This is a genomic window from Exiguobacterium sp. SH0S1, assembly GCF_004337165.1.
GTDB classification, from domain to species: domain Bacteria; phylum Bacillota; class Bacilli; order Exiguobacteriales; family Exiguobacteriaceae; genus Exiguobacterium; species Exiguobacterium aurantiacum_A.
Window position 1 is genome coordinate 224,552 of record NZ_SJVC01000001.1, and the last position, 17,569, is coordinate 242,120.

General features: G+C 50.6%; 16 protein-coding genes and 1 other annotated feature. Of the genes, 14 read left to right on the plus strand and 2 right to left on the minus strand.

The annotated features are described in order from the left end of the window. Positions 1 to 15 precede the first annotated feature (15 nt). The 9 genes from mltG to EVJ20_RS01140 all read left to right on the plus strand — a co-directional run bounded on the left by mltG (position 16) and on the right by EVJ20_RS01140 (position 9,548). Positions 16 to 1,155, plus strand: a complete 1,140-nt coding sequence (mltG, locus tag EVJ20_RS01100; protein WP_131465423.1) for an endolytic transglycosylase MltG — start codon at positions 16 to 18, stop codon at positions 1,153 to 1,155. Between the two features lie 66 nt (positions 1,156 to 1,221). Beyond that, positions 1,222 to 1,863 (plus strand): O-methyltransferase, encoded by a 642-nt coding sequence (locus EVJ20_RS01105; protein WP_131465421.1) that lies wholly within the window; start codon positions 1,222 to 1,224, stop codon positions 1,861 to 1,863. A gap of 16 nt (positions 1,864 to 1,879) precedes the next feature. Further along, a complete protein-coding gene (gene udk, locus EVJ20_RS01110) occupies positions 1,880 to 2,518 on the plus strand; it encodes a uridine kinase (RefSeq protein ID WP_070327647.1) in 639 nt (212 codons plus the stop codon). Positions 2,519 to 2,581: 63 nt separating this feature from the next. Beyond that, positions 2,582 to 3,055 (plus strand): transcription elongation factor GreA, encoded by a 474-nt coding sequence (gene greA / locus EVJ20_RS01115; RefSeq protein WP_070327646.1) that lies wholly within the window; start codon positions 2,582 to 2,584, stop codon positions 3,053 to 3,055. Positions 3,056 to 3,111: 56 nt separating this feature from the next. After that, positions 3,112 to 3,816 (plus strand): 5'-methylthioadenosine/S-adenosylhomocysteine nucleosidase, encoded by a 705-nt coding sequence (mtnN, locus tag EVJ20_RS01120; protein ID WP_131465419.1) that lies wholly within the window; start codon positions 3,112 to 3,114, stop codon positions 3,814 to 3,816. Positions 3,817 to 3,892: 76 nt separating this feature from the next. Next, entirely contained in the window at positions 3,893 to 4,852 is a 960-nt protein-coding gene (locus tag EVJ20_RS01125; protein WP_131465417.1) for a beta-ketoacyl-ACP synthase III, read from the plus strand. Beyond that, positions 4,849 to 6,081, plus strand: coding sequence for a beta-ketoacyl-ACP synthase II (gene fabF / locus EVJ20_RS01130; RefSeq protein ID WP_071399481.1), 1,233 nt, complete (start codon positions 4,849 to 4,851; stop codon positions 6,079 to 6,081). Before EVJ20_RS01125 ends, fabF begins: the two co-directional genes overlap by 4 nt. Before the next feature lie 66 nt (positions 6,082 to 6,147). Then, positions 6,148 to 7,680, plus strand: a complete 1,533-nt coding sequence (locus EVJ20_RS01135) for a peptide ABC transporter substrate-binding protein (RefSeq protein WP_131506872.1) — start codon at positions 6,148 to 6,150, stop codon at positions 7,678 to 7,680. A 203-nt stretch (positions 7,681 to 7,883) separates the two neighbouring features. Then, on the plus strand, positions 7,884 to 9,548 hold the full coding sequence (locus EVJ20_RS01140; protein WP_070327641.1) for a peptide ABC transporter substrate-binding protein: 1,665 nt from the start codon (positions 7,884 to 7,886) through the stop codon (positions 9,546 to 9,548). Positions 9,549 to 9,646: 98 nt separating this feature from the next. Here the strand turns inward: EVJ20_RS01140 and trpS are convergent, their stop codons facing one another. Then, the gene (trpS, locus tag EVJ20_RS01145) at positions 9,647 to 10,648 is read right to left on the minus strand and encodes a tryptophan--tRNA ligase (RefSeq protein ID WP_131489878.1); all 1,002 of its coding nucleotides are present in this window, start codon (positions 10,646 to 10,648) and stop codon (positions 9,647 to 9,649) included. 47 nt (positions 10,649 to 10,695) lie between these two features. Beyond that, positions 10,696 to 10,903, minus strand: a binding site (T-box leader). 45 nt (positions 10,904 to 10,948) lie between these two features. Next, positions 10,949 to 11,326 carry a DUF3899 domain-containing protein gene (locus tag EVJ20_RS01150; protein WP_131440855.1) on the minus strand — a complete coding sequence of 126 codons (378 nt, stop codon included), beginning with the start codon at positions 11,324 to 11,326 and terminating at the stop codon, positions 10,949 to 10,951. A 273-nt stretch (positions 11,327 to 11,599) separates the two neighbouring features. Between EVJ20_RS01150 and EVJ20_RS01155 the strand changes: the two genes are divergently transcribed. The 5 genes from EVJ20_RS01155 to EVJ20_RS01175 all read left to right on the plus strand — a co-directional run bounded on the left by EVJ20_RS01155 (position 11,600) and on the right by EVJ20_RS01175 (position 17,517). Then, positions 11,600 to 13,216 carry a peptide ABC transporter substrate-binding protein gene (locus EVJ20_RS01155; RefSeq protein WP_131465413.1) on the plus strand — a complete coding sequence of 539 codons (1,617 nt, stop codon included), beginning with the start codon at positions 11,600 to 11,602 and terminating at the stop codon, positions 13,214 to 13,216. A gap of 302 nt (positions 13,217 to 13,518) precedes the next feature. Next, the gene (gene opp3b / locus EVJ20_RS01160; RefSeq protein ID WP_131440851.1) at positions 13,519 to 14,445 is read left to right on the plus strand and encodes an oligopeptide ABC transporter permease; all 927 of its coding nucleotides are present in this window, start codon (positions 13,519 to 13,521) and stop codon (positions 14,443 to 14,445) included. Beyond that, entirely contained in the window at positions 14,445 to 15,470 is a 1,026-nt protein-coding gene (opp3C, locus tag EVJ20_RS01165; RefSeq protein WP_070327636.1) for an oligopeptide ABC transporter permease, read from the plus strand. The genes opp3b and opp3C overlap by 1 nt, the downstream gene beginning before the upstream one ends. A 23-nt stretch (positions 15,471 to 15,493) precedes the next feature. Continuing rightward, positions 15,494 to 16,567, plus strand: a complete 1,074-nt coding sequence (locus tag EVJ20_RS01170; RefSeq protein WP_131440849.1) for an ABC transporter ATP-binding protein — start codon at positions 15,494 to 15,496, stop codon at positions 16,565 to 16,567. After that, positions 16,567 to 17,517 (plus strand): ABC transporter ATP-binding protein, encoded by a 951-nt coding sequence (locus tag EVJ20_RS01175; RefSeq protein WP_131465411.1) that lies wholly within the window; start codon positions 16,567 to 16,569, stop codon positions 17,515 to 17,517. The genes EVJ20_RS01170 and EVJ20_RS01175 overlap by 1 nt, the downstream gene beginning before the upstream one ends. Positions 17,518 to 17,569 lie beyond the last annotated feature (52 nt).

Here is a 17,569-nt window from a genome sequence, read left to right on the forward strand (position 1 = left end):
CAGGGGAGAACACGCATGAACCATCCATCGATGCCTGATGAGAAGCGTGCGCGTAGCCGGATCGTTCGACGCATCACGGTTATTATCCTTGCTGTCTTTCTTCTTGTCATCGCCACGGGCGCCGCTGTCTCGTATGCATTCGTAAAGCGGTCACTTGAGCCGATCGACCCCGCTTCGTCCGAAACGGTCGAAGTCGAGGTTCCGCTCGGTGCAGGCTCAGGTTATATTGGCGAACTACTCGAAGAGAATGGACTTGTGAGGAATAGCACGATTTTCCGTTTATACACACGGTTTAAAAATGAGTCATCGTTCCAAGCGGGGACGTATACGCTGTCGCCGTCACAGTCACTTGACGAGTTGATCGCCACGCTGAAGACGGGTAAAGTGATCGTCGTACCTGACATCAAACTCGTCATTCCAGAAGGATTCACAATCGATCAAGTCATCGCGCGGCTCGCCAACGTGGCTGAAATTCCAAAAGAAGAGATTTCGGCACAGCTGAGCGATCAGGAATATATCCGTTCACTCGTTGCCGAACACGAGATGTTGACCGAAGAAGTGTTAGCAGAAGGGATTTATCATCCGCTCGAGGGCTACTTGTTCCCGGCCACGTATGAGTTCGACAAAGGTGTCACGCTCACACAAATCATCGATGAGATGCTTAAGCCGACCGAACAGCTTTATCTCGAGTATGCTGATACTGTCGAGGCGTCAGGACGTACGTTCCACGAGACGCTCGCCCTCGCTTCCGTCATCGAAAAAGAAGCGGTATCGACAGAAGACCGTCAAGAGATTGCCGGCGTGTTTGAGAACCGGCTTGCGGACGGGATGAAGTTGCAGTCCGACCCGACCGTTTGGTACGGAACGGGTGAGACGTCAATTTTCACGTCGTTCAATGATTTGCAAAACGATTCACTGTATAACACATACCGTTACGCAGGGATCCCGATTGGTCCGATTGCCTCGGTCAGTCGTGATGCGTTCGTAGCGACGCTCAACCCGAACGATACAGACAACGTTTATTTCTACGCACGGCCGCCTCGCGAAGGTTTCCCGAGCGGAGAAGTTCTGTTTGAAGTGACATATGAGGCACATCAACAGAACGTCAACAAATATCGCCCCGAATGGGAAGCGTTCGAAGAAGCGAACAACTGATAGATATGCGACCGGAGGCCTTGGCTTCCGGTCGTTTGAATGAATAGAGAGTAAGAGGTGTAAGACGTGGAACATTCATCCTATGAAGGATACGTGGAGGACTTGATTTTAAACCGGTCACCGCTCTTAGCGGAGATGGAAGAGTTTGCGCGCGTTCATCACGTGCCGATCATGGACTTGACCGGCTCAGAGGTGTTATTATCGTTACTCGCGATGCAACGGCCGCAGCGTATACTTGAAGTCGGGACGGCGATCGGATACAGTGCGATCCGCATGGCTGAGCTGTTGCCAGAGGCCGAGATCGTCACAATCGAACGCAACGCACGTCGTTACGAGGAAGCGCTCGGCTTTATCGGACGGTCGGACGTCTCGGACCGGATCACCGTCATTCACGGCGATGCGGTCGAACTGATTGGGTCGATCGAAGGACCGTTTGATGCGGTTTTCATCGATGCAGCCAAAGGCCAATATCAAAAATTCTTTGATGGGTATGGCGCTTTAGTACCAATTGGTGGTACTATTTACAGCGATAATTTGTTTTTGAGAGGAGACGTCCTGCTCGAAGACGTGTCAGTTCTTGACCGTCGGAGACGCCGGCTCGTCCGTCTCGTAAAACAGTTTACTGAGCAATTGATGGCACGGACCGATTATCACACCGCGATTTTGCCTCTCGGTGATGGCCTAGCAATCAGTCGTAAATTACGATGAGGAGGATTTAACTTTGATGCAACATAAACCCGTCATTATCGGCGTGGCCGGTGGGACTGGATCTGGAAAGACGACCGTCGCCCGTGCACTCGTGGATGCGTTCAAAGGACAATCGGTCGTCATGATCGAGCAAGATGCCTACTATAAAGACCAGTCAGAAATGACGATGGAAGAGCGATATAAGACGAACTATGACCACCCGTTCGCATTCGACAACGATTTGTTGATCGAACAGATCAAGCAGTTGCAAAATCATCAGGCGATCGAGAAGCCGGTTTACGATTATGCGGCCCATACACGTTCGGACGAGACGATTTTGATCCAACCGGTCGACGTCGTCATCGTCGAAGGGATTTTAGCACTCGAGGACGACCGTCTTCGTGAGTTGATGGATATTAAAGTGTTCGTCGACACAGACGCCGACGTCCGGATTTTACGCCGGATGCAACGCGATCTTAACGAGCGGGGACGCTCGATCGATTCGGTCGTCGCCCAATATACGAACGTCGTCCGTCCGATGCACTTGCAATTTTGCGAGCCGACGAAGCGTTACGCGGACATCATCGTCCCTGAAGGCGGCGAGAATTTTGTCGCCATCGATCTGCTCGTGACGAAGATCCGCTGGGTGCTCACGGAACGCAATCGGGCCTACTAAAATAAATCGTTTTCAATTCTGATTTGCTGTAATATACTAGGAGACAATGAAGGAGTGACGGATATGGCTGAAAAGCAACATTACATGACGTTAGAAGGACAAGACAAGATTGAACATGAATTGAATGAACTGAAGACAGTGCGCCGTAAAGAAGTCGTTGAAAGTATTAAGATTGCCCGTGACTTCGGAGACTTGTCTGAGAACGCTGAGTACGATGCAGCGAAAGAAGAGCAGGCTATGGTCGAAGGACGCATCGCACAACTTGAAGAGATGCTTCGTAACGCCGTCATCATCAAAGACGACGGTGCGGACAATTCAATGGTCGCAATCGGGAAAACGGTGACGTTCTTCATTCAAGCAGACAATGAAGACGAAACATATACAATCGTCGGCAGTGCCGAGGCTGACCCGTTCACCGGGAAAATCTCGAACGAATCACCGATCGCGAAAGCGCTTCTCGGTCGTACCGTCGGAGACGTCGTGAACGTGCAGACACCTGGTGGCGACATGGTCGTCGAAATTAAAGAAATCAAATAATGACAAAAAGAGCGGCATCCAATTGGAGGTCGCTCTCTTTCTGAGGAGGCTATCACATGAAAATCGGAATCATCGGGGCGATGGAAGAAGAAGTGAACTTGCTTCGTAACGAATTGACAGAACGGACGGATACTGAGATTGCGAACTATCACTTCTATGAAGGATACCTTGGCAACGTCAAGGTCGTCATTTTAAAGTCAGGGATCGGAAAAGTGAACGCGGCCATCGGGACGACGCTCTTGCTCGACAAGTTCAAACCAGACGTCGTCATCAACACCGGTTCTGCCGGGGGCTTCAAGAAAGGGATGAAAGTCGGAGACGTCGTCGTCTCGACGGAAGTCCGCCACCACGATGTCGACGTGACAGCGTTCGGCTATGAGTACGGCCAAGTCCCGGGCATGCCTGCTGCGTATAAAGCGGACGCGCACTTGGTGGATGTCTGTAAGGAAGTCATTGAGAGCTTGCACGATGTGAACGTCCACACCGGGCTGATCGTCACAGGGGACTCGTTCATCAACGATTCAAAACGAGTCGCGGAAATTTTAGGACACTTTGATGGTGTCGCAGCCGTTGAAATGGAAGCGGCCCCGATCGCCCAGACGTGCCACCAGTTCGGAGTGCCGTTCGTCGTCACACGTTCAATCTCAGACAGCGCCGACGAAGAGGCGAACTTGTCGTTCGATGAATTTTTAGAGACGGCATCGATCAACTCGGCGAAAATGGTCATGGCGGTCACGAAACGGCTCGGACAAAGTGAATAATTCGAGAGGGATGCGTTGACATCCCTTTTTCATTCCCTTATATTAGTACCAGATACTAAGAATAGGGGTTATAGCTATGAACATTGGAATCATCGGCATCGGTTCGTTCCTTCCGGATAACCGGGTCACGAACGTCGATTTGGAAAAACGTATGGATACGAGCGACGAATGGATTCGGACCCGGACCGGGATCGAGGCGCGTCATTTGGCCGATGCGGACATGTCGGTAGCGGACATGGCGACTCGGGCCGCTAAACGGGCGCTTGCGAGCGCAGGGGTTGTGATCGAGGACATCGACGCGATCGTCTGCGCGACGGCGACGGCACCATCATTCCCGGCGACAGCTTGTCTCGTCCAAGCGAACTTAGGCGCGAAACGCGCCGTCGCATTTGACGTCAGCGCCGCCTGTAGCGGCTTCATCTTCGCGATGGATACGGCGAAGAGCTTGATGCAGTCGAAAGGCTTTAAACGTACACTCGTCATCGGAGCCGAAAAGATGGGCAATTTGATCGATTGGGACGACCGCTCGACTGCCGTCTTGTTCGGTGATGGCGCAGGTGCTGTCGTATTAGGGGAAGATGACGTCGCGGCAATCGATTCGATCGTTCTTGGGAGCGATGGTACGGGTGGGAAGTTCTTATATGAGAATGCAGATGGTAAAATCGTCATGAACGGGCGCGAAGTGTTCAAGTTCGCGGTCCGGAAAATGCCGGACATCGTGTTAGAGGCGCTTCATCAAGCCGGTAAAGACATTGCCGACATGGACGTCTTAGTCCCGCATCAAGCGAACCGCCGCATCATTGACGCGGCGATAGAGCGGTTAGGGCTCGCTGAAGACAAAGTAGTCGTCACGATTCAAGACCATGCGAACACATCGGCCGCCTCGATTCCGCTCGCGCTTGCTGAAGCGGTTAAAATCGGGAAGGTCACGGCCGGACAAACGGTCGTCATTGCCGGCTTTGGTGCCGGGCTCACTTGGGGAGCGAGCTGTCTCACATGGAATAACGCTAAAATCACGGAGGAGATTTGTTCATGAAACGAGTAGTCATTACAGGGTTAGGTGTCGTATCACCGTTAGGCAATGATGTCACAGAAATGTGGGGTCGGCTATTGAACGGGGACAATGCGGTCGATACGTTGACGAAGATTGATATTAGCCAGTACCCGGCAAAAGTCGGCGCTGAAGTCAAAGAATGGAATATCGAGCATTTGGTTGAGCCAAAAGAAGCTCGGAAGATGGACTCGTTCATCCAATACTCAATTTTAGCAGCGGACGCCGCACATCGGGATAGCGGTCTAGATGTGACAGCGATGGCGGACAAAGTCGGGACGTGGATCGGGAGCGGCATCGGCGGCGTCGAGACGATCGATAAACAAGCGAGCATCTTGCATGAACGCGGACCACGCCGAATCAGCCCGTTCTTCATTCCGATGATGATCCCGAACATGGCGAGCGGCCAAGTCTCGATCTACCTCGGGGCGAAAGGACCGAGCAACTGCTCGGTGACGGCTTGTGCTTCAGGCACGAACTCGATCGGTGAAGCGTTCCGGGTCATTCAACGCGGCGATGCGCTCGCGATGTTCGCAGGCGGGGCCGAAGCACCAATCACTCCGTTGTCGTTTTCAGGGTTCTGTGCCAATAAGGCGCTATCGACGAACCCAGATCCGGCGACGGCATGCCGTCCGTTCGATGCAAATCGTGACGGGTTCATTATGGGCGAAGGCGCAGGCGTCCTCGTTCTCGAAGAATATGAGCACGCGAAAGCGCGCGGTGCCAAAATGTATGCCGAAGTCGTCGGATACGGGATGAGCTCGGACGCCTACCATATCACGGCACCGTCACCGGAAGCGGAAGGCGGGTCGAAAGCGATGAGTGAAGCGATGCGTGACGCCGGAATCGCGCCGGAAGACGTCCAGTACATTAACGCCCACGGGACGAGCACACCACTAAACGATATGTTAGAAACGAAAGCGATCCGCAACGTGTTCGGGGAACATGCTGATCAGCTCGCCGTCAACTCGTCGAAATCGATGATCGGGCATTTGCTAGGTGCTGCGGGCGGCGTCGAAGCGGTCATCACGGCGTTGTCGATTCATGAGGGTCAGATTCATCCGACGATCAACTGTGACGAACCGGCAGAAAACTGTGACCTTGATTATGTTCGAGAAGGAAAGCGGGAACTTGATATTCAGTACGCACTGAGCAATTCACTCGGCTTCGGAGGCCATAATGCGACACTCGCATTCGCAAAAGTGACAGACTGATTGTAGAAAAATAGGTTAAAAACGGGTAGGGTATAAGGGTTGGTCTAACAGAAGGGAGAATGCCGAATGAAACGTTTTATCATCGGTGCCGCCTTGTTGGGTTCAGTCCTTATACTTTTTTTGATCATTTGGAACGGACAACGCGAGCAGGCACGTGAACTAGTACCGCAAGAAGAACAAGTCGTGACGATCCACGGGGAGACGTTACCGGAGCAACCGAACACGTTACTCGCCATCGACCCGAGTTCCCAGACGATATTGTCTCATGTCTATGAGGGATTGTATCGCTTCGGGGCGGACGGTGAAATTGAACCGGGTCTCGTCGAGAAATTGACCCGGTCAGAGGACGGTGCGACGTACACGTTCTCGCTAAAGCCGAGTCAGACGGTGGGCGGTAAGGCGGTGACCGCCGAGACGTTCGTCGACCATTTCAGAAAACTCGCGGATGACGATACGAACTCACCGTTTAGTTTCTTACTTGAAGATGTTAAAAATGGAAAAGAAATCAGTCTCGGAACAGCCGAGCCGGAGACGCTTGGTATCAAAGCGGTCGATGCGCAGACACTCGAATTGACGCTCGAACGACCGATGGAAGGGTTCGAGGAGATTTTGGCAATGCCGGCGTTTCTTCCGCAAACAGCCATCGGGGCTTGGCCAGAACTCGATGCGAACGGACCGTTTCAAATCGAATCGATCGATGCGGCCCAAGTGACGCTGACGAAAAACGAATCTTATCACGACGCTGATAATGTCACGCTCGAGCGCATCATCATGTGGGCGGACGAAGCGCTCGGGACGGAAGCAACGGGCATTCACCCGCTTCCTTATGGGACGGAAGAAAGCGTGATCGATTCACTTGAAAGTGAAATCATCGATGTACCTCGGAGCGGTGTCTTCTATTTGAAATCGAACGTCGATGAATATCCGTTCGATGACCCTGACTTCCGCCGGTCGCTCGCGATTGCGCTCGATCGCGAGTCGTTCACCGACACACTCGCCCGCGCCGAACAAACGACGGACCGGTTGCTCGTCACAGACGGCAGTGCGCAAGACGTCTCGTTTGAAGAAGATGCGTCTTCGTTGTTCGAGTCGGTCAAAGAGCGCTACGAAGAAGAAACGATTGACATCGAATTACTCAGCTTTGTCGATGAAGAAGCGAGACAAATCGCCGAGACGATTGAAACCGAACTTGAAAAACTTCCGGGGCTGTCTGTTTCTATCACGGAACTGCCGCTCGGTGACAAAGTTAGGAAAGAAGTCGCAGGTGACTATGCGCTGTCGCTGTCTGGTTGGCAACCGGATTATCCGGCGTTCAGTGCTTATTTGACTCAATTTGAAACAGGAAATTATTTGAATTCGAGTGGTTATAAAGACGAGACGTTCGATCGGCTGATGGAGGAGGCACGCTCGACTGAGGTACTCGAGGCGCGGAACGAAGCGTATCGTCAAGCCGAAAAACGCTTGTTGGAAGAGGCAGTCGTTATTCCAATCTACCAAGCTGGAAGAACTTACGCGGTCGATTCCACCTATGCGGAAATTGGATTTCCGGTCATCGGTCCTTCGTACGTCCTAACTTTTTCAAAAGTTTATAAAAAATGAGCTAAAAGCCCGTCTCCCTAGGCGGGCTTTTAGCCTATGGTAAAAATTTTTTAGAAAAATCAAAATAAATACTTTGCAAAATTATCAGAATATTGTATTATTGCATCAACGGGATTGTGGTAACAAATTTTGTAAAGTTAACTTTCAGAATTTTCTACCATCGTTCATTTCGTTAAAACGAAAATAATCAGGGGGTCATCGTAATGAATAAGAAAAAAGGTTTTGCATTAGCAACGTCGGTAACGCTTCTATCTAGCGCGTTCCTAGCAGCTTGCTCGGGTGGGGAAGAAGAAACAACGACAACAAACGGAGACGGAGGTTCAGAAGGTAGTGCAGATGAAGCGCAAGTCCTCAACTTGCTCGACAGTGCAGACATTCCTTCACTTAACCCAACTCTCGCGACTGACGCAGTATCGTTCAACGTCTTGAACAACGTTAACGAAGGTCTCTACCGTATGGACGAAGAAGACAACCCAACACCAGGGATGGCTGAGTCACACGAAGTTTCTGAAGACGGTAAAACGTACACGTTCAAAATCCGTGAAGGCGCAACTTGGTCTAACGGTGAGCCTGTAACGGCAAACGACTTCGAATACGCTTGGAAAGAAGTACTTAATCCGGACAACGGATCACAATATGCTTACGTCATGTCTGTCATCGAAGGCGCTGAAGCTTACAACACTGGCGAAGGCGAGCGTGACGCGGTCGGCGTTACAGCAACTGACGATCAGACACTTGAAGTTAAATTGACAGCACCAGCTGAATACTTCCTTGGTCTCACAAGCTTCGGCGTATTTATGCCTAAACTTGAAGCGTTCGACGCAGAACAAGGCGAGAACTTCGGTACGTCTGCAGAGACGACGCTCTACAACGGACCGTTCAAACTCGAAAGCTGGGAGCGCGAGCAAGGCTGGAAAATGGTCAAAAACGACGACTACTGGGATGCTGAAGCCGTCAAACTCGACGAAATCGACGTTAAAGTCGTTAAAGAAGTTTCAACGGGCGTCAACTTGTACGAAAACGGCGACGTTGACCGCACTGGTTTGACTTCTGAACTCGTTGCTCAATACCAAGACAGCGAAGAATTCTCGACTGTCGTTGAACCGACACTCTTCTACCTCCAGTTCAACACTGAAGTTGAAGCGTTCGACAACCAAAATATCCGTAACGCGATCGACCGTGCTTACGATAAAGCAGCAATCTCTGAAACGCTTCTCGCGAACGGTTCAGTACCTGCGAACTACCTCGTGCCGAAAGACTTCGTAACAGGCCCAGACGGTGCAGATTTCCGTGACGCTAACGGCGACATCGGTGGTTACAACGTTGAAGAAGCACAAAAACTTTGGGAAGCAGGACTTGAAGAGCTCGGGACAGATTCTGTCGAAATCGAACTCCTCAACTACGACTCAGAGTCTGCGAAGCAAATCGGTGAGTTCATCAAAGGTGAACTTGAGAAGAACCTTCCAGGCATGACGCTTACGATCAAGCAACAACCGTTCAACAACAAACTCGACCTCGAGAACAAAGGTGACTTTGAGCTTACATTCGCAGGCTGGGGACCTGACTACCAGGATCCAATGACATTTGTTGACCTCTTCGTAACTGACGGACCATACAACCGTGGTAAGTGGTCGAACGAAGAATTCGATGCACTCATCGAATCTGCGAAAGCGAACACAGATGCTGAAGCACGTTGGAAAGAGCTTCAAGATGCAGAGAAAATCGTTCTTGAAGAGAACGCGATCTCGCCAGTTTACCAACGCGGATCAGCTCGTCTCACGAAGCCGTACGTTAAAGGAATCGTTGAACACGGATTCGGCGCTGACTACTCGTACAAGTGGGCATTCATCGAAGGCAAAGAGCAATAAGCAACATTCACCAGAAAGAGACAGGGACGCCTGTTTCTTTCTTTTTTTGTGTTCTTCCATAAAGAAGCCGCCCAACGCATGCGTTGGGCGGCTCTGGCTTATTTTTTCACTTTGGCACGTTTTCGGCTTAAGCCCATCGCTTTCTCGATCTTGGCGAGGTTCTTGTTCGCGACCGCTTCGGCTTTCTCACGGCCGGCATCAAGGATCGCATCAAGCTCTGACGAGTCGACGAGTTCGTGATAGCGCGCTTGAATCGGTTCGAGCATGGCGACGACCGCTTCGGCGACGTCTTGCTTGAACGTTCCGTAGTTCGAGTCTGCGTATTGAGTCACGAGATCTGTTATCGAAGTACCCGTCGACAACGAGTAAATCTCGAGCAAGTTCGAGATGCCCGGCTTATTCTCCCGGTCGAAGCTGATGACGCCGCTCGAGTCCGTGACGGCGCTCTTGATTTTTTTACGGATGACGTTCGGTTCGTCAAGCATCGAGATGAAGCCTTTAATGTTCGCGTCCGATTTCGACATCTTCTTCTCGGGGTTCGTCAAACTCATGATCCGAGCCCCTTCTTTTTGAATGAGCGGCTCAGGAATCTTGAACGTCTCATAATAGCGTTTGTTGAACCGTTCGGCCAAGTCGCGCGTCAGTTCGATATGTTGTTTTTGATCGTCACCGACCGGCACGAGCTCTGTCCCATAAAGTAGAATATCCGCCGCCATGAGTGTCGGATAGATGAACAGCCCGGCCCCGACGTTATCGCTACCTTGCGATTTATCTTTGTACTGCGTCATCCGACCGAGTTCGCCCATCCCAGCGATACACGTCAACATCCATCCGAGTTGGGCGTGCGCTTTTACTTCTGACTGGACGAAGATCGTTGCCTTCTCAGGGTCAAGTCCGCAGGCGAGATAGAGCGCCGCCAGCTTGCGGGTGTTGTCCATCAGCTCGACGCGGTCAAGTTGGACCGTGATCGAGTGAAGATCGACGATACAATAGTACGCGTCATGTTCTTCTTGAAGATCGACGAATTGTTTCATCGCCCCTAAGTAGTTACCGAGCGTCACAACGCCGGTCGGTTTAATGCCTGAAAATATCGTTGCCATGCCTACACCTCCATAAAATATAAAAAACCGCAGTTCTCCGCCCGAAAAATCGGGACGAATAACCGCGGTGCCACCCAAATTTGCATGAAATCATGCCACTTGATCGCGTTAACGGGCGTAACCGTCTCACCGTACTACCATTCAGGTGAGCCACTCTGAAGTCCATTCGCTTGAACGCTCTCCGTCTACTCGCAGCAACGTAGACTCTCTGGGGGAGAGGGAGTTCGAGGTACTTGTCTTCTTCCTTGTGTTTCCTATGTTCTGCATTTAGTTTAGCATATTGGTGGAAAAACAAAAAGGTCAAACGAGGGTGATGACGTATGACAGGATGACACTGCCAATCCCGACGTATACCCAACGCCAAGCCGACTGTTTACGGGCGGAACGTTCTTCTTTCATCTCGTCGTCGTCTTTTTCGTCTTCTTCATAATCGGAATCGATTTCCTTTAGTTTGGCGCGGCGATTTCGTTTAAACCCGTACATGATCCCGTCGAACAATCCTGAAGCGCTCATCTGTGAGAACATCCCGTACGCGAAGACGATCATGCCGGCGACGAACAAGCCGCCACTCAAATGAAACGCGAACGATTCCGCGCGGTAATACGACACATACGACCAAACCGTATAGGCAATTGTGACAATTCCCCAAACGATTAATATACTTCTAAAATTTTTCAATGTGACAAACTCCTTTCAACGTGATGACGCCAATTTATCACGTTTGCTTATGGTTCTATGATACGCGTAGTCCCGCTATTATGGCGAGAAGGAAGTTTTTTTAAATGACAGCGGTTTATTCCATAGTTGACAGTTTGATTAAAAATTTTTTACAATAGCCCTAACGTTCTTTCGTCGGATACTTTATGTAATATTCAGAAAATTAAAGAAAAAGAGTAAGATGTTAGTCCGACGGAATGCTAAGCTTCACGAGATTAGAAAGGGGACATCGCAATGAAGAAAAAATCGATTTTGCTAATGATGACACTCATCTTAGCGCTCGGTTCAGTGCTCGCCGCTTGCTCGACTGGCGGAGACTCTGACGGCGGTTCGTCTTCGAACGGAGACAAAGTACTTCGTTTGACGGACACGTCTGACATTACTACAGCCGACCCGGCGCTCGCAACGGACGCAGTCGCGTTCAACTTGATCGCCAACACAATGGAAGGTCTTTACCGTCTTGATCAAGAAGGGCAAGCCGTTCCAGCCATCGCTGAAGGAGAGCCGGAATTGAACGAAGACGAAACCGTCTACACGTTCACGCTTCGTGACGCCGAATGGTCGAACGGTGAGCCGGTCACAGCGAATGACTTCGTTTACGCTTGGCAACGTGCCGTGGACCCAGAAACTGGTTCGCAATATGCGTATATCATGAACACTGTAAAAAATGCCGAAGCGATCAACACGGGTGACCTTCCTAAAGAAGAACTCGGTGTGAAAGCAATCGATGAGAAAACGCTAGAAGTTACACTCGAGCGTCCGGACCCATCGTTCGTCTCACTCACATCGTTCGGTACGTTCACACCGATCAATGAAGCGTTCGCAACTGAGCAAGGAGCGGACTTCGCAAAAAACACAGAGAACCTTCTCTACAACGGTCCGTTCACATGGTCAGAGTGGGATCGTGAACAAGGCTATGTCTTGACGAAAAACGATACGTACTGGGATGCCGACAACGTCGCTCTCAACAAAGTAGACGTTCGTGTTGTCAAAGATACGTCAACGGTCGTCAACTTGTATGAAGCAGGCGATGTTGATTACGCAGGCCTCGCGTCTGAGCAAGTCGCTGCTTTCCAAGAAGACGAAGACTACAACACAGGACTTCGTTCAGCGATCGGTTACTTCAAGTTCAACCATGAAGATGAAGTATTCGCTGATGTGAACGCACGTAAAGCAATCGCTCGAGCCGTTGACCCGGCCGGTATCATCGACCAACTGTTGAACAACGGTTCAATCGCAACGACTTCGTTCATCCCGAAAGAATTCATCAAGTATGAAGACGGAACGGATTACACAGAAGGCGTCCAACACTTCGAGACAAACACTGACGAAGCAGCAACGCTTTGGGAAGAAGCAACTGGTGGCGAAGCGACCACAATCGAATTGCTTTCATTCGACAGTGAAGTTTCAAAACAAATCTCAGAGTACATGAAAGGCCAAATCGAGTCGAACTTGCCGAACGTAACGGTCAACATCTCGCAACAACCGTTCAACAACAAGCTCGAACGCGAAGCGAACGGGGACTACCAGATGTCATTCGCCCTTTGGGGACCTGACTATCAAGACCCGCTCACTAACCTTGGCATCTTCACGTCAGACAACGGTCAAAACGACATCAAGTACAAGTCGGCAGCATACGACAAGTTGATCGATGAAGCTTCGGCTGAAACAGCGATCGATGCTCGTTATGACAAATTCAAAGAAGCAGAAACGCTCTTGATCGAACAAGACCAAGCAATCATGCCGATCTATCAGGCCGGTGTCGCTTACTTGATTCGTCCGAACATCGAGAACTTCAACCGTCAACTTTTCGGTGCTGATTACCAGTACAAATACGTTGATATCAACTAAATAGGAGAGGGGACATGCGCAAGCATGTCCCCACTTTTCTAAAAAAAATATCGAATTGAGAGAAAATACTATTCAAATGTTTTGTTGGTAAAGTATAATGGAGTAACAGTGAAAATTCAGAATACTTCAGAAACTGAGGGTTTTTTGATTTTCATATGCTGTGCTAAGAGCCTTGAGATGACGTTTGACCTATTCTTTCAGAAAATTCCTTTCATTTTGTGAATTCAAGAAATGGGAAATATGTCATAGTGACGCTGTTGGTGCAAGCATAGACACAATTAGAAAAACAGGGGGTTTTTATTATGGGACGTTATATTCTTCAGCGGCTGGTTTACGGCCTCATCACGTTCTTCTTGATTGCGACGTTCACATTTTTCCTGATGGACCTGCTTCCAGGTTCACCGTATCAGAACCAGGAAAAATTGACGGAAACGCAAATTCAGATCTTGAACGATCGTTACGGACTCAATGATCCGCTTCCAGTTCGTTATGCGACTTACTTAGGGAACCTTGTCCAAGGCGACCTCGGCGTATCGTTCCGTACGGCCAACCGGCCAGTGACGGAGTTGATCATGGAACGAATCGGACCATCGGCCCAGTTAGGTATTCAGGCACTAGTGCTTGGTACGCTGACAGGACTATTGCTCGGGATCGTTGCAGCGATTCGCCATAACACGTACATCGATTATGGTTCAATGTTTGTGTCGGTAATCGGGATCTCTGTCCCGTCGTTCGTCTTTGCGGCCCTCCTTCAATACTACGTTGGGGTAAAATGGGGCGTATTGCCTGTCGCGTTCTGGGACTCGCCGGCGCATACGATCCTTCCGACCATCTCGTTGTCGCTCGGGGTCACCGCGTCGATCGCCCGTTTCGTACGGACCGAGATGCTAGAAGTGACCGGACAAGACTATGTCACGCTCGCGAAAGCAAAAGGATTAACCGGGAATGCAATCGTGTGGAAACATATGGTGCGTAACGCCATGATTCCAGCGATCACAATCCTTGGACCGATGACGGCTGCGCTACTCACAGGTACGTTCGTTATCGAGAAAATCTTTGCCGTTCCGGGACTTGGTGAATTGTTTGTAACGTCGATCACGTTGAATGACTATTCGGTCATCATGGGCACGACGCTCTTCTTCTCGGCTCTGTTCATTGTAATTATTTTACTTGTTGACTTGCTCTACGGAGTCGTTGACCCACGTATTCGTCTTGGGGGGGATAACTGATGATTGAAAATAAAAAAGATTTCGAGCAGTTCGACCAAGACATGTTCCAACGTGTCGAGATGAACGAACAGCTCGGTGAACGAATTGCCGGGAAAAGTTTGAACTTCTGGCAAGATGCATGGCTTCGTCTTAAGAAAAACAAAGCGGCCATCTTCTCGCTGTCGATCATTTTAATTTTAGTGTTGCTCGCGTTGTTCGGTCCGATGCTTTCAGCCCGTGACGCCTATGAACAAAATATCTCACAAGCGAAACTACCGCCTAAAGTCACAGGACTTGAGTGGGCCGGATTTGACGGCATGGCCAACCTCGGTGGGCGTGACATCAACTTCTATGAACAGAAAAACGTCGAAGAGAACTTCTGGTTCGGTACCGATTACCTCGGGCGTGATCTTTGGTCGCGTGTTTGGGAAGGGACTCGTATCTCGCTCTTCATCGGTTTGATGGCCGCAATCATCGATACGGTCATCGGTGTCGCTTACGGCGGCGTCTCGGCTTACTTTGGTGGCCGCATTGACAACATCATGCAACGGATCGTCGAGATTTTGACTGGTGTTCCTAACTTGATCTTGATCATCTTGTTCATCTTGATCTTTGACCCAGGTGTCTTCACCATTATCTTGGCGATGGCCATCACCGGCTGGATCGGGATGAGTCGACTCGTCCGCGGTCAGATTTTGAAACTGAAAAACCAAGAGTTTGTGTTGGCTGCCCGTACGCTCGGTGCTTCAAGTAACCGTTTGATTTTCAAACACTTGATCCCGAACACGCTCGGTGCGATCATCATCACACTCATGTTCACGATTCCATCTGCCATCTTCTTCGAGGCGTTCCTCAGCTTCATCGGGATCGGACTTCAACCGCCACAAGCGTCACTTGGTACGTTGATCAACGACGGATACAAAGAGCTACGGACGTTCCCGTACTTGCTCGTCATTCCGTCAATCATCATCGTCTTGCTCATGGTCAGCTTCAACTTGCTCGCCGATGGCTTGCGTGATGCGTTCGACCCGAAAATGCGTAAATAATTTAAACAGAGGGGGACTCGTGCATGGAAACGATTTTATCTGTCCGAGACTTAGCGGTCTCGTTCCATACGTATGCCGGAACGGTACAAGCCGTCCGCAACGTATCGTTTGATTTGAAAAAAGGCGAGACGCTCGCAATCGTTGGTGAATCGGGTTCTGGTAAATCCGTCACATCGAAAGCGATCATGCGTCTCATTCCGAACCCGCCAGGTGAGATCACGAACGGAGAAATTTTGTTCGAAGGAAAAGACTTGGCGAAGTTGTCAGAAAAAGAAATGTTGAAAATCCGCGGGCGCGACATCGCGATGATCTTCCAAGATCCAATGACGTCACTCAACCCGACGATGACAATCTTCAAACAGATTGCCGAAGGATTGAAGCAACACCAAGGATTGACGGGGGAAGATGCGAAGAAGCGTACGCTCGAATTGCTCACACTCGTCGGGATTCCGAACCCAGAGGCACGTCTTAAGCAATATCCGCACCAACTTTCAGGCGGTATGCGTCAACGGATCGTCATCGCGATCGCGCTCGCATGTAACCCGAAAGTGTTGATTGCCGATGAGCCGACGACGGCACTCGACGTGACGATCCAAGCCCAAATTTTAGAATTGTTGAAAGACATTCAGCAAAAAACGGGTACGGCTATCATCTTCATCACGCACGACCTCGGTGTCGTCGCGAACATGGCTGACCGTGTCGCCGTCATGTACGCCGGTAAAATCGTCGAAAGAGGAACGGTCGATGAGATCTTCTATGAGCCGCGTCACCCGTACGCTTGGGGACTGCTCGGATCGATGCCGCGTCCGACCGATGATCCGAACGAAGCGCTCCCGGCCATCCCGGGCACGCCGCCTAACTTGCTTGACCCGCCGAAAGGTGACGCGTTCGCACCGCGTAATCCGTATGCGATGAAAATTGATTTCGAGAAAGAACCGCCGATGTTCCAAATTAGCGATACACACTATGCAGCGAGCTGGCTCTTGCACCCACAAGCACCGCAAGTGACGCCGCCGCGAGCGATCCGCGATCTCGCGCTCAAATATCGTCCTGACAGCGCGTTCGCGAAATCGATTTTGAAAGGTGGTGCTGAATAATGGAACGTGAGAAATTATTAGAAGTACGAGACCTGAAGCAGCACTTTAAAATTGGCCGAGGCCGCGTCGTCAAAGCGGTCGACGGCATCTCGTTCGATATTTACAAAGGTGAAGTGCTCGGTCTCGTTGGAGAGTCGGGTTGCGGTAAATCGACGACAGGTCGTACGATCATCGGCCTTTACGATGCAACCGACGGCGATGTTCTTTTCAAAGGTGAGAACGTCCACGGGAAAAAGAATAAGGCTGAGAAGTTAAAATTCAACCGGGCTATGCAGATGATCTTCCAAGATCCGTATGCGTCGCTCAACCCGCGGATGACGGTCGCTGATATCATCGCTGAAGGCATCGATATCCACGGCCTTGCCAAGACGAAAGAAGACCGGATGAACCGTGTGTACGACCTTCTCGAGACGGTCGGCCTCACGAAAGAGCATGCGAGCCGTTACCCGCACGAATTCTCAGGCGGACAGCGTCAGCGGATCGGGATTGCCCGTGCGCTCGCTGTTGAACCGGACTTCATCATCGCCGATGAGCCGATCTCAGCACTCGACGTGTCGATCCAAGCTCAAGTCGTCAACTTGATGAAAGAGTTGCAACGTGACCGTGATCTCACGTACTTGTTCATCGCCCACGATTTGTCGATGGTCAAGTATATCTCGGACCGGATCGGCGTTATGTACCAAGGTCACCTCGTCGAGCTTGCACCGGCAGAGCGCCTGTACGAGAACCCGATTCACGCTTATACGAAATCGCTCTTGTCTGCAATCCCGCTTCCGGATCCAGAACATGAACGGACACGTAAGCGGATCGTCTACGAATCTGGCTCACTTGGTGCTGTCGGACGGTCGGATGAAGATTCGAGCATCCCTGCGCTTCGCGAAGTCGAACCAGGTCACTATGTTTCGCTCACAGACGCAGAATATGAGGCGTATAAAGCCCAGCTCGTCTAATACGAAAAGCCCTAAAATCCAATTGGATTTTAGGGCTTTTTTGCTCAAACGA